The organism is Nocardia goodfellowii (assembly GCF_017875645.1).
Classification (GTDB): Bacteria; Actinomycetota; Actinomycetes; order Mycobacteriales; family Mycobacteriaceae; genus Nocardia; species Nocardia goodfellowii.
The window spans coordinates 5590449-5602875 of the sequence record NZ_JAGGMR010000001.1 but is presented as its reverse complement, the minus strand read 5'-3'; the positions used below and the strand labels follow the sequence as shown (position 1 = coordinate 5602875).

Here is a 12427-nt window from a genome sequence, read left to right as displayed (position 1 = left end):
CCTTGCCGATGCTCGGCTCTGGCATGACCAGCCATGTGGCTGTGCTGATTTCTCGCTCGCGGTGCTCGCTCACGAAACCTCCTCGGCAATCGTCTGTACGCACGCGGTGAAACGGTCGATCTCGTCGAAGGTGTTGTAGATGTGGGTGCTGACCCGGACGGAGTCGGTGTCGGCACTGTCACCGGGTCGGCACTGCAATCCGGTGCGCACCAGGAAACCGAGCTCGCTCAGCACGAAACCCAGATCGCTGGCGGTGATTCCGGGCAAGGTGAACGAGACGATGCCGTACCCGACGGCACAGGAGGCGTAGGCCGGACCCGGCAGGAACTCACAGCCGGGCACCCGGCGTAATCCGTCGAGCAGGCGCGTCGTCAACTCGCGGTTGTGCGCGGCGACGGCCGCCATGTCGAAGGATTCGAGCACCTCCAGCGCGGTGCCGAGCGCGAGTACCCCGGGGATGTTGTGGGTGCCGCCTTCCAGTAGTTCCGGCATGCCGGCCCGCGTCAACCCGGCCTCGGTGAGCCGCACCCCTGAGTTGCCGCCCGGCAGGAACGGCAGCAGCCGATCGTGAATCCTCCGGTGGCAGTAGAGGATTCCGGTGCCGGGTGCGCCGAACATCTTGTGCGCGGCGAACACCGCGAAGTCCGCGCCGAGTTCGGTGACGTCCACGGGCAGGTGCCCGCCGCTCTGGCTGCAGTCGAAACACAGCAGCACCGCCGGATCGATCCGGCCGCGAAGTTCCGCCAGGGTGGTCAGCCCGCCGAACACGTGATGCAGGTGGCTGGTGGTGATCAGCCGGGTGCGGGGGGTGAGTTTGGCGAGAATATCGTCGGTGTCGGCCTCACCGGTCCGGGTGGTCCGGTAGCCGACGAGTTCGATGCGGCGACCGAAGCGGGCCAGCAGCTGCCGCAGATGATGCCAGGGGTAGACGTTGGAGGCGTGATCGCGCGGGTTGTAAAGGATCTCGTCGCCGTCGGTGCACTCGGCCAGGCCCCAGGACAGCGCGACGGCGTTGAGCGCCGCGGTGGCGCCGCCGGTGAAGACCACCTCGTCGGGGTGCCGCGCCCCGATGAACGCGGCGGCGCGGGCGCGCACCCGGGACAGGCGAACACTGAGCCCGGTGGCCCACGGATAGGTGCCCCGGCCGGCGTTGGCGGTGCGGGAGGCGTGATAACCCTGGATGGTGTCGATCACCGGTCGCGGTTTCTGCGTGGTGGCCGCGCTGTCCAGATAGACCTCGCTGGATCCGGCCAGGGCCGGAAACAGCGCGCGAACGGATTCCGGAATGTGTGGCGCTCGGGTGGGCGCGGATGGGGGCAACGAACGCTCCCTTCACAGGATGCGCTGGACCCAACCAACGATACGCACTTCCGGCGTGTCGTTCGAAGGTTTCTGGTGGACAAGAACTTTCATTGACTAGCCTGGTTGTCATGCCGCTGAACCCAGCAGAACGCCAAGAGTTTCTCGCCCAGCCGCATATCGGGGCGCTGTCGGTCGACGCGGGGCCCGGCCGCGGGCCGCTCACCGTGCCGATCTGGTATCAGTACCGGCCCGGCGGCGAGCTCTGGCTGGTGACCGGCGCGGAATCACAGAAGATTCGAGCCCTGCGCGCCGCGGGCCGCTTCACCCTGATGGTCCAGCGGGTAGAGCCGACTGTGCGCTACGTGTCCGTGGAAGGTCCGATCCTGCGTATCTCGGAGATGACCGACGAGGAGCACCGCGAGGTGGCCGCACGCTACCTGCCCGCCGATCAGGTCGACGGGTACCTGCGGGCGGCCGAGGCGTTCGGCGCCATGGTCACGGTGCACATGCGGCCCGAGCACTGGCTCTCGGCCGACCTGGGCGGCGACAACTACTGACCACGGGTCGCGCTAATACCGGCCCTGGATGTACTCCGCCAACTGCTGACGTTCGGTCGCCAGTTCGGAGATCGCGCTCTTGACCACGTCGCCGATGCTCACGATGCCGATCAACCGGCCGTCCTCGATCACGGGCAGATGCCGGATCCGGTGCTCGGTCATCGTCTTCCGCAGTCCGTCGACCCGGTCGGCGGGCGTGCAGGTGCGCACCTCGTGGGTCATGATGGCCGACACCGGGCTGTCGAGCACCTGCGCGCCGTACTCGTGTAGCCGCCGCACCACATCGCGTTCGGAGACGATGCCCGCGATCGCGGAGTCGTCGGGCGAGACCACCACCGCTCCGATATTGTGCTGGGCCAGAATGCCGAGCAAGGCTCGGACCGTGGTTTCGGGCGTCACCGTGGCGACGTCATTACCCTTGCGACGCAAGATCTCCGCTATGCGCATCATTTCCTCCAGATGGCCGGGGATTTCAGGATCTCGCGCCGGTGTGCTCGATACCTAGGGTTCCGCGCATCGACTGCGCAACAGATTCGCGCGGAAGCTTAAAGCCGGCGTGCGACGGTGCGGTCCAAATCCCGGGCCAGCAGGGCGATGGAAGCCTGCGAGATGCCCGCGGAGGTGGCCAGATCGACGGAGGTGAGTTGCGCGATGCGCCGCAACCGGTAGTCGACGGTGTTGGGGTGCACGTAGAGCTGGCGCGCGGTCAGCTGCCGGTTCATATCGTTGCCGAGGTAGGCGCGCATGGTGTCGAAGAGTTCCGGGTGCGCGTCCAGCGGATCCAAAATGGTGGCGATGCGCCGGGTGGCCGGACCGCCGCGGGTCAGCTGGTATTCCACCGCTAGATCGGCCATTTGGTAGAGGCCGGGGGACCGGCCGCCGACACGCACCAGGTTCAGCAGTTCGTGGGCCTGATCGGCGGCGTCGGGTATCTGATCGGTGTCACTGGTGACCAGTGTGGCGGTGAGCGGGACCTCGGCGGCCGTGGCGAGTCGCTCCAGCGCCGGGGCGTCGGGGGCGGGCGCGTCTTCGACATTCGGGACGAGCAGGGTGCCGCCCTTGGTGGACAGCAGTGCCAGGGCCCGCGATTCGAATACGGTGGCCAGCCCCGACTGTAGTCGGCGGAGCTTGCGGCGCGCGGCGACCTCGGCGTCGACGCGCGGATCACGCTCGTCTGGATGCGGCGGAATCGACAGCGCCACCACGTGATACGACTCGGCGACCGGCATTCCGGCCTGGCGCGCCAGTGCGGAACTGCCGCGGCCGCTGAGCAGCGCGGAAGCCAGAGTCTGTGCGGCCGTTTGGTGTTCGCGGGCAACGAGGTGCTGCTCCTCGACGTAGGCGTCGGAGACCGCGACGGTGATGGCTTCGAGCAGTTCCAGCATCAGATCGGTGGCAACGAGGAGTTCTTCGACGTCGTCGGCCTTGGCCTGCGCGGTCACCAGGCCCAGCGCGATCCGAATGCCTTCGTGGTAGGCACGCAGAATGGTGCCCAGGGGCACGGCCTCCCTGGCCCATTGGGTCGCGGCCTCGCGTACCTCGGTCAAGCGTTCGGCATCGGGGACGGCGCGCCGGTCGAACATCTCGGCGGCGAGCGTGAGCACGCTGCGTGTCAATTTAGTGACATCGCCGCGCAGTTGCTCGCCCGGGAGCGTGCGGCACGGCGCCATACAGGTAGCGAAGTAGCCGACCATTCGCGAGGCCACCCGATCGGTGTTCTGCAGCGGCACCGAGGCGGGCCTGCCGCCGATTTCCAGTGCCGTAGCGGGTAGTTCGGTGGTCAGGTCCAACGCGGAGAAGGTCATAGGTGTCGCTTCCAATGCTGCATCAGGCGTAATAGAACTGCGCCCGAATCGTTGCATCACTATACGAAAAAGTTATGAACGTGGGGAAGCTTCAGTGAGATCCGTCGGACCGCAAAACCACTGTGTGCGGCTCGATTTCGCCGGATATGCCCTGGCTATCGGTTGTCAAGGGCACCAGGCGATTTCGAGGCTATTCGTCGTCCAGGCCCGCGGACAGATAGGCGGCGGCGGCCAGCCACTGGCGGCAGGAGGGACCGTGCACCTCGTGCACGTAGAGGATTTCGCGGGCCCGCCGGTAGGTGAGACTGCCGGGCTCGGCCGCGCATTCGGAGTTGAAGTCGGCTGCGGGGAGCCGGGTCTGGAGACCCGCGGCGCTCGCCGTCGCTACCCGGTGGGGAGTTCTGAATGCCTGGTTCATGTCGACCACCCTCGCGTCTGGCGATGGGGAGGCGATGTGATGGCAACGCCGGCGCGAACTCCCTGCGTGCCTCCCCGGTTAACTGCATTCGATTTTATGCGTCTGCGCCTTGCAGATGCAAGTACATTTGCACGCTCGACCGAGGCGGCTGGAGATTTACTGGGGCATAACAAAAAACAGTTCCGACCGGTTGGTCGGAACTGTTGTGATCGGTGTGGGAATCAGGGCTTGCGCGCGACTCCGCCGTACGCCGAAATCGGCCGGCTCTCACCGACCTCGGTCGCGTCGGCGCGCCACTCGGTGATGGAGACAAAACCGGGCTCCACCATTTCCAGCCCCTCGAACGCCGCCCGGATCATTTCCTGCGGGCGCGGAATATATGGCGTACCACCGGTTCCGGTGTAGTTCTCGCAGAGCGTGACATAGGCCTTGCTGTCGTCGGTGCCGTCCCACAGGACCAGATAGCTGCCCGAGGGCACGGCGGCCATCACGGTGTCCACGATGCGCCGCATGTCCTCGTAGGTGCGAGCGTGGCCGAGCACGCCCATGAACATGACGCCGATCGGCTCCTGGAAATTCAGCACGTTCTTCGCGTCGGCGATGATCTGCTCGGGGTAGTGGTAGTCGGCATCTATATAGGTGGTGACGCCCTCGGCGGTGGTGCTGGTCAGTAGCGCGCGGGCGTGGGTCAGCACCAGCGGATCGTTGTCGACGTAGACGATTTTGGCTGTGGGCGTGACGCTTTGGGCCACCTCGTGGGTGTTCTGCATGGTGGGCAGGCCGGTGCCGATGTCGAGGAACTGGCTGATGCCGTGCTCCTTGGCGAGGAACTTCACCGCTCTGATCAGGAACTGTCTCGACTGCACGGCCATGGTGCTGATGTCGGGATCGACTTCGAGGCCGGCGTCGCCCGCGATCCGATCGATTTCGTAATAGTCCTTGCCCCCCATCCAGTAGTTCCAGATGCGAGCCGAATGCGGGATATCGGTCCGGATCAGTGGGGCGTGGTCTTCAGGCATGGCGGCTGACTCCTCAGCGAGCGGTGTAACCGCGGCACGCCGCGAACGGGTGTCGCGAATGGCTGGTGCATCCGATGTGCACTGTGACAGTACAAGATTCAACTTCGCGAAGCGGGGCGGATGGCCGAGCTGAACACGGCTTTTTCGGGCGTGTCGAGAATGGCTCCTATAAAGCCGACCGGTAGGTATGAAAATCCTGGTGCGCCATGGTGAACTTCGTGCTACCGTTCGAATGTCGGTGCAAATGCAAGAACATTTGAGAGTGCAGATGCAAAAACCGGCCTCGAAGGATCTCTACACTGCGGAACCGAGGAGTGGGGAAAATGTCTGACACCACCACACGCACCATCGAAAGCGCCTGGCGTAAGAGCTCGTTCAGCGGCCCCAGCGGCGGCAACTGCGTCGAACTGGCGCAGGCCTCCGGCGGTCTGGTGGCCATGCGTAACTCGCGTGACCCCGAGGGTGCGATGATCTTCTACACCCGTCCGGAGATCGACGCGTTCGTCCGCGGCGCGAAGGCAGGAGAATTCGACGATCTGACTTGCTGAGCGGTAACATTGCGGTCGGTGCGGTGTGTCTCTAGACGGCGCGTTTGTGACACACTGGTGGGCAACCTCGAGTATCGGAGACGAACTCCATGATCGCAGAACCCGATGACGACGGTCGTGTGCAATCGGTTGTCGCGGAACGTGGTCCGACTGTGCTTCGGATCGCGCTCGGCGGACAGTTACGAAAACTCCGGGAGAGTTGCAACATCACCCGGGAGGCCGCGGGCGACGCGATCCGTGGATCGCACGCCAAGATAAGTCGTCTCGAGTTGGGCCGCACCGGCTTCAAAGAACGAGACATCCGAGACCTGCTGACGCTCTACGGAATCACCGATCCCGAAGAACGCGAGCGGTTCCTCGATCTGGCCAGGCGGGCGAACGAACCCGGCTGGTGGCATCGCTACAGTGACCTGCTGCCGTCGTGGTTCGGCACCTACCTCGGCTTGGAGCAGGCGGCGAGCAAGATCCGTACCTACGAAGCGCATTTGGTGCCGGGGCTGTTGCAGACGCCCGACTATGCGCGGGCCGTGCTGTCGCTTGGAAGCGACGACGCCGATACCGATCGGCGCGTCGCCGTGCGGCAGCACCGCCAAGAGTTGCTGTACCGCGTGGATCCGCCGGTGCTGTGGGCCGTGATCGATGAAGCCGCGCTGCATCGACCGGTCGGCGGCCCGGGTGTGCATCGCGATCAGATGCGGCACCTGTGCAAGCTCGCCGCCCTGCCGAATGTCACCGTGCAGGTGCTGCCTTATGCGGCGGGCGAGCATGCGGCCGCGGGTAGCTCGTTCAGCATTCTGCGCTTCTCCGAGCGCGAGCTGCCTGACATCGTCTACCTCGAACACCTCACCAGCGCCCTGTATTTGGATCGCCGGCAGGATCTCGAGATGTATCTGACCGTGATGGACCGTTTGAGCGTGCAGTCGCTGCCACCGGACAAGTCCATCGAGCTGATCACCAACTACGCGGCGGATCTATAGGCGTAATCGCCGCGCAACCATACATACGCAAGAGTGCGGGCGACCGATCCGGTCGCCCGCACTGTTGTCGTATGCGGTGGAAGAGGCCGGCTGTCAGCGGGCCGAATTGGTAAGGGTGGCGGGCGGGTCCGCTGAGCGCGTTTGATGGTCGCTCGGGCCCACATCGCAGACTGGGTGAATTGTCCGTTATCCGCGCGAGTCGGTCGCGGCCGTCGCCGGAGCGGGCCGCGTCACGCAGGATCGTCACCGAGCCGCCGAACGCGTCGGTGGTGTGCCGGTGCGGGCGGCGAAGAGATCTCTCGGGTGTCATGCCGGCGCTGGTGAGCGCGTGCGAACCCGATGGTCATTGCGGCACAGCGGTATTCGACCCCCGTGCCGTAGTCGGCGTCTACTGCTTGATGCAGCTGGACGCGATGCGCCAGAACGTCGACGGCTGCAGGACGTTCATATCCCAGTCGTCGGCCATGGCATGCGCCGTGGAAACGATCCGATCGATATCGAAATCGTTCCTGGTGGCCGCGCCCGTGGACTCGACGGCATGGATGACGAACGCGACTGCGGTATCGCGCGAATGTGCTGCTTTTCGGTGGCCGCTACGGGCCGACGATGTACTCATAGTTGTACCGTTCGCTGGCTGGTCGGCCAATGCGGCATCGGCGAAGCCGAGCCGGCCGCCGTAATGTGGTTGGTTCATTCGAACGCCCCTTTGGTCTGGCGGCAGCAAACCTTTGGCAACACGACCATCGGCTCGCTCACGCGGCCTCCCCTGGTTGTCCCCTGTAAAGCCCTGCGGGTCTGAGTTTAGGGCTGGCGGCCTTTCAGATGCAAGTACATCTGCACTATCGATTGCATTCGCACTTGGTGCTTTTCACGATTCCCGGCGGTTTTCCCGACGTCCCGACCGGGTGGTTTGGTTGACATTCCCGAGACCATGAGACGAATTCGTGACTAGGCCGGTGATGGCCTTGCTGACCAGGGTGGGATCAGGCCGCAGGGGTTCGGTTGTCCATGCGGCTGAACGTGTTCGAGCCGGTGTTCGAAGAAATGCGTCAATCCGGATTGCCGCCAATAGCATTGGTTAATTTATAGTTATTCAGCGCTCCGGGCCGCCGGGATTACACGAGGCATCCACCGTCGCCTGGTATCCGACCGCCGGCCGCCAAGGCTCGAGATTCCAGCTCGGCTTGTTCGGCTGTACCAGGCGGGCCCATACCCAGTGACAGATGAATTGGTCGCGCATCCCCGGCGTCTCGGCGTCCGGCGCCCCTCGAACCACTTCCTGCCAGGCCCGTTCGTCGGATCCGGGATGGCTGGTCTTGCGCCCGGCCGGTGCCGGGAAGACCAGCAGCCGCGGACCGTCGACGGCTTCGGTCCATTCGACGCGCTCGATCAGAGGGAGACCGGCGTAGGGATCGACAGGGGGAGTAGCGGCCGTACGGAGGGGAGCGGCAGTGGGCGACGTGATGGTCGGCGCCGGCTCCGATACCCGTTCCGCGTCCGAGCCGCAACCTGTCAGCGCGAGGACAGCGGCCAGCGCCGCGGCACCGAGCCACAGGTGTTTCGGCACAGGTGGTCCTTTCGCTCTGTCGAACACCCGAGCGTAGTCAGCGGTCGCCGCCACCGATTGTGGTGTCTTGATCGACCGCCCCGATCGGGGCAATAGTCGGTCGGTGACGCGGACTCGGATCACGGCAGGAGTGGCGGGTGTCGTGCTCGCGCTCGCGGTGGCCCTGGCGCCGCCGGCGTCGGCGCAGTCCACCGCGCCCGGAGTGGTGACCGACGTGGCGGCAGCGCCCGAGCACGTGCGGGTCACCGGCGCGGCCTCGGAGCGGCGGATCACCTATTGGTCGCGCGGGCCGCGCGGTCCGATGCAGAGCACCGAGATGGTCTATCTGCCACCGGGACCGCCCCCACCGGGCGGTTGGCCGGTGGTCGCGTACGCGCACGGGACCGTCGGCATCGCGGACCACTGTGCGTTCACGCTGCAACCGCGGGCGTACTACCTCACCGAGCTGTACCCGGCACTGCTGCGCGCCGGTTTCGCCGTGCTCGTCTCCGATTACGTCGGGCTCGGCACCCCGGGCACCCATCCCTATCTGGACGGACCGTCGCAGGCGCGCAGCGTGATCGACGGTGTGCGCGCGGCCCGCGCGGTGGCGCCCGAGTTGAGCGATCGCTGGGCGGCGCTCGGGCAGTCGCAGGGCGGGCAGACCGCGCTGTTCGCCGCACACCTCGCACCCACCGACGCACCGGAGCTGCGACTGCGTGGCGCGGCGGCCACCGGGCCACCGTCGAACCTGGAACTCGTCGCGCCGCTGCTGGGCCCGTGGGTGCCGCGGCTGCCCTTGCGGATGAGCACGGCCTACTTCGCCATGATCGTCGCCGGATTACGGGCTACCGCACCGGAGCTCGATGTCGACAGCTATCTGACCGACACCGGGCGGGCGGTGCTCGAGGTGGTCGAGTCGAATTGTGTCAACGAGGCCGACGAACTGGTCCGCGCGGTGGCGATCGGGGCGATGCTGAACCGGCCACTGCGAGATCCGGCGCTGAGCGCGGCGGTACACGCGATGCTGCGAATCCCGATCGAGGGCCACTCCGTCCCGCTGTTCCTGGGGCAGGGCGCGGCGGATCTCGACGTGCCGGCTCCGCTCAGCGCCAAGCTCATCGCCGAACTCCGGCTGGCCGGGGCGGACCTGCGGGCCCACGTCTATCCGGGTGATCATTCCGGTGCGGCGCGCCAGGCTTTTCCGGATGTGCTGGCATTCCTGCGGGGCGTGCTCGATCGGCCGTGAGGCGCTGTCAATTGGGGACTGTTCCGAGACCGCGTGGTCCGCTCGCACAGGCGGGGTACCTCAAACTTGTGAATTGCCAACATATTCGCGGCCGCCCCTGCCGCTGGTCCGCGTCGCTGACCGAATATGATCACGAACGTTGAATCTGGGAGAGGCTATGTCCATGGGGAATTCCCTACGTTCGGAGAGAAGACCATTGACGCGGGCGGTGGGCGCGTTGGTGCTGGGGATCGTGATGGTGCTCGCCACGGCGGGCGGGGGGCACAGCGCACCGCTGTATCCGGCACCCGACCCCGACCCGTTCTATGCGACGCCAGCTGATCTGGCCGAGAAGAAGCCTGGCGACGTGCTGGGCGTGCGCGCCATGCCGCCGCTGCTGATCTTCCCGGACACCACCGTGACCCTGGTGCGATTCCGGTCCACCAATTCCGAAGGCAAACCGATCGCGGCCACCACCACGGTGCTCACGCCGCGCGCGCATCGGCCCGACGGCCCGCTGCTGTCGTTCCAGCACATCATCAACGGCCTCGGCGCGGAGTGCTCGGTGTCGCGGGTGCTCTACACCAGTGACCCGAATCTGCTCGTGCGCGAGGCGCCGGGCTGGAACATCCTGCTGCAGCGCGGCTGGAGCGTGGCGCTGCCCGATCACCTCGGCCCGCAATTCGCTTACGGGGCGGCCAAACTCGGCGGTCAGATCACCCTGGACGGCATTCGCGCGGTCAAGCGCGTGGACGAACTGCGGTTGGCCGCGAGCCCGACCACGATGATCGGTTACTCCGGTGGCGGCATGGCCACCGCCTGGGCGGCCGCGCTGCAACCGAAGTACGCCCCCGAACTGGAGATCGCCGGCGCCGCGATGGGCGGGGTGCCGATGAACCTGGTGAAGATGATGGAAGGGCTCGGTCTCGGTGCGCATCCGGTGTTCGGGCTGGCGCTGGCGGCCGGTTTGGGACTGGAACGGGAATACCCGAAGCGGTTCCCGCTCAGCGATCAGCTCAACGAGCGTGGACTGGCTGCCCGGGACGCGATCGCCAACAGCTGCACCAACGACATCATCGCCACCGGCGCCGGGCGCGGCGCGATGGACTTCGCGAAGACCACCTCGATGATCAACGACGCCGAGGCCCGCGCGGTGGTCGAGGAGAACAGCCTCGAACTCTACGACGGGGTGCCGGAAATGCCGGTCTTCGAATGGCATTCGCCGATCGACGGGCTGGTGCCCGTCGACGCGATCGTGAACACCGACAAGCGCTGGTGCGCGGCCGGGGTGAAAGTGCAAGCCGAGCAGATTCCGGTGCCGGACCATCTGACGGCCGCGGTGCTCGGCATCCCGGCGGCACTGGGCTGGCTGGATGCCCGCTTCAGAGGGGAGCCCGCGCCGAGCAACTGCTGACGCACAGCACCTTCGATGGCACGAGATAGTTGCGATTCGGCCATGACACCGTCACCCCGGGCGTAAACCCGGATCCGGCGGCGCCGTTGCGGCTAGCCTGAATTTCCTGTGCCTGGTTCCGCAGTGGCATTCGGGGGGCTGGCACCGCACAGATCCGAAGGCCGCGACGTTCCGGGGCACAGGGACATCGACGTCGCAACCAGGGGCTTGTGCCATGAGAAGTACGCGCGCTCTGCTTTTCGCAGTGCTGTTGTTGTGCCCGCTGTTCGCGGCGCCGGCGGCCGCTCAACCACCGGCGCCGCCGCCGATACCCGATCTCTCCGGTGGCTTGCTGCCCGGTATCCAGCAGTGGATCGATCAGGTGATCCCGCCGCCGCCGATCAACCCGGTCCCGCATCCGAACGCACCCGAGCTGGTCGACTCCGCCGGGGGCGAACCGGGCCTCGCGGCGCTGTGGCAGGCGACCCTGCCCAGCAATGTCGGCGACGCGATGTTCGACGCCTGGCCCGCCGGCTTGGCGGACTATTCGCCCGGCGAGGTGATCGAGGTCCGCGATGTCACCGCGACCGCCGGTGCGCTGGTGCTGGTGCCGTTCCGGCAGGCCCTGCTGTTGAAATACCGCACCACCGACGCGCACGGACGGCCGTCGTTCGCCACCGCGACCCTGGTGATTCCGCACGGCGCCTGGACCGGCCCGGGCGACCGGCCGGTCGTGGTGAACAATCTGCCCATCGACGGTCTCGGCCGCGACTGCACTCCCGGTTACAGCCTGGCGCACGGCTGGGCGGCCGAGGTCAGCGCGACCGACTATCTGCCGCCGACAACACAATTGGCGCTGTTGCGCGGCTACGCGGCGCTGATTCCGGACCATCAGGGCCCGTGGATGGCCTACGCGGAACCGTATGTCGCGGGGCACGCGATCCTGGACGCTGTCCGGGCGGTGCGCGGGTGGCTGCCGGACGAGTTCGGCGCCAGTTCCTTCGGCATGCTCGGCTACTCCGGCGGTGCCATCGCCACGCACGGTGCGGTGAAGCTGCTGGCGCGGTACGCGCCGGAACTGAACGGCGTGGTCGTCGGTGCGGCGCTGGGCGGGGTGCCCGCCGACTATCAGATTCTGGCGCGCAGCATGAACGCCAACCTGGCCTCGGCGGTGTTCATCGGCGCCACCTTCGGCGTGGCCCGGGAGCGGCCCGAAATTCTCGGCCGGATGAACAATCTGGCGCAGTGGCTGTCCACCTCTCCGGCAAAGGACCTGTGCGGCAGTATCTTCGGCGCCGCCGGGGTGCTGATGCTGCCGATCGACATCGCGGCCAACTTCCCGGATCCGCTGAACTCGGAGTTCGCCGCCGAGATCTATCGGGTGACGCGGATGGAGGGCATGAAGTCCGCGGTACCGCTCTACATCTACAACGGGGAGCAGGAGTTCTGGATTCCGGCCGAAGGCGCCCGCAATCTGTATCGCGAGCAGTGCGCGCTCGGGGCATCGGCGGTGTATCGCGGTGTGCTCGGTGAACACGTGGTGGGCGCGGTACTCGGCTATCCGGAGGCGATCGGCTGGCTCGACGAGCGCCTGCGCGGCGTGCCCGCCAGATCTGAATGCTGAAAGCCGGTGC

13 protein-coding genes are annotated in these 12427 nt (G+C 66.4%); 6 read left to right on the top strand and 7 right to left on the bottom strand.

Going from position 1 to position 12427, the window contains the following annotated elements; translation table 11 throughout:
- Positions 1–69 precede the first annotated feature (69 nt).
- A complete protein-coding gene (locus BJ987_RS25840) occupies positions 70–1320 on the bottom strand; it encodes an aminotransferase class V-fold PLP-dependent enzyme (protein WP_245366128.1) in 1251 nt (416 codons plus the stop codon).
- Positions 1321–1430: 110 nt separating this feature from the next.
- Between BJ987_RS25840 and BJ987_RS25835 the strand changes: the two genes are divergently transcribed.
- Positions 1431–1859, top strand: a complete 429-nt coding sequence (locus BJ987_RS25835; RefSeq protein ID WP_209895032.1) for a pyridoxamine 5'-phosphate oxidase family protein — start codon at positions 1431–1433, stop codon at positions 1857–1859.
- A gap of 12 nt (positions 1860–1871) precedes the next feature.
- Here BJ987_RS25835 and BJ987_RS25830 read toward each other — a convergent pair whose 3' ends face one another.
- The 4 genes from BJ987_RS25830 to BJ987_RS25815 form a co-directional block, all read right to left on the bottom strand.
- Complete coding sequence (locus BJ987_RS25830) at positions 1872–2306, bottom strand: CBS domain-containing protein (protein WP_209895030.1); 435 nt, start codon at positions 2304–2306, stop codon at positions 1872–1874.
- A gap of 98 nt (positions 2307–2404) precedes the next feature.
- Positions 2405–3664, bottom strand: a complete 1260-nt coding sequence (locus tag BJ987_RS25825; protein WP_209895028.1) for a PucR family transcriptional regulator — start codon at positions 3662–3664, stop codon at positions 2405–2407.
- A 190-nt stretch (positions 3665–3854) separates the two neighbouring features.
- A complete protein-coding gene (locus BJ987_RS25820; protein ID WP_209895026.1) occupies positions 3855–4082 on the bottom strand; it encodes a hypothetical protein in 228 nt (75 codons plus the stop codon).
- A 221-nt stretch (positions 4083–4303) separates the two neighbouring features.
- A complete protein-coding gene (locus tag BJ987_RS25815; RefSeq protein ID WP_209895024.1) occupies positions 4304–5101 on the bottom strand; it encodes an SAM-dependent methyltransferase in 798 nt (265 codons plus the stop codon).
- 323 nt (positions 5102–5424) lie between these two features.
- Here BJ987_RS25815 and BJ987_RS25810 point away from each other — a divergent pair, with 323 nt between their 5' ends.
- Together BJ987_RS25810 and BJ987_RS25805 are read left to right on the top strand one after the other, a co-directional pair.
- Complete coding sequence (locus BJ987_RS25810) at positions 5425–5649, top strand: DUF397 domain-containing protein (protein ID WP_209895022.1); 225 nt, start codon at positions 5425–5427, stop codon at positions 5647–5649.
- Between the two features lie 89 nt (positions 5650–5738).
- A complete protein-coding gene (locus BJ987_RS25805; protein WP_209895020.1) occupies positions 5739–6626 on the top strand; it encodes a Sco1979 family transcriptional regulator in 888 nt (295 codons plus the stop codon).
- Positions 6627–7014: 388 nt separating this feature from the next.
- On the opposite strand, the gene BJ987_RS25800 is transcribed toward BJ987_RS25805, so the two are convergent.
- Together BJ987_RS25800 and BJ987_RS25795 are read right to left on the bottom strand one after the other, a co-directional pair.
- Complete coding sequence (locus BJ987_RS25800) at positions 7015–7242, bottom strand: hypothetical protein (RefSeq protein WP_245366127.1); 228 nt, start codon at positions 7240–7242, stop codon at positions 7015–7017.
- Positions 7243–7719: 477 nt separating this feature from the next.
- A complete protein-coding gene (locus BJ987_RS25795; RefSeq protein ID WP_209895016.1) occupies positions 7720–8193 on the bottom strand; it encodes a DUF2599 domain-containing protein in 474 nt (157 codons plus the stop codon).
- A 103-nt stretch (positions 8194–8296) separates the two neighbouring features.
- Here BJ987_RS25795 and BJ987_RS25790 point away from each other — a divergent pair, with 103 nt between their 5' ends.
- From BJ987_RS25790 to BJ987_RS25780, 3 genes are all read left to right on the top strand, one after another.
- Positions 8297–9421 carry a lipase family protein gene (locus tag BJ987_RS25790; protein ID WP_307869756.1) on the top strand — a complete coding sequence of 375 codons (1125 nt, stop codon included), beginning with the start codon at positions 8297–8299 and terminating at the stop codon, positions 9419–9421.
- Positions 9422–9584: 163 nt separating this feature from the next.
- The gene (locus tag BJ987_RS25785; protein WP_209895014.1) at positions 9585–10814 is read left to right on the top strand and encodes a lipase family protein; all 1230 of its coding nucleotides are present in this window, start codon (positions 9585–9587) and stop codon (positions 10812–10814) included.
- Between the two features lie 214 nt (positions 10815–11028).
- Positions 11029–12417 carry a lipase family protein gene (locus BJ987_RS25780; RefSeq protein ID WP_209895012.1) on the top strand — a complete coding sequence of 463 codons (1389 nt, stop codon included), beginning with the start codon at positions 11029–11031 and terminating at the stop codon, positions 12415–12417.
- Positions 12418–12427: the final 10 nt, after the last annotated feature.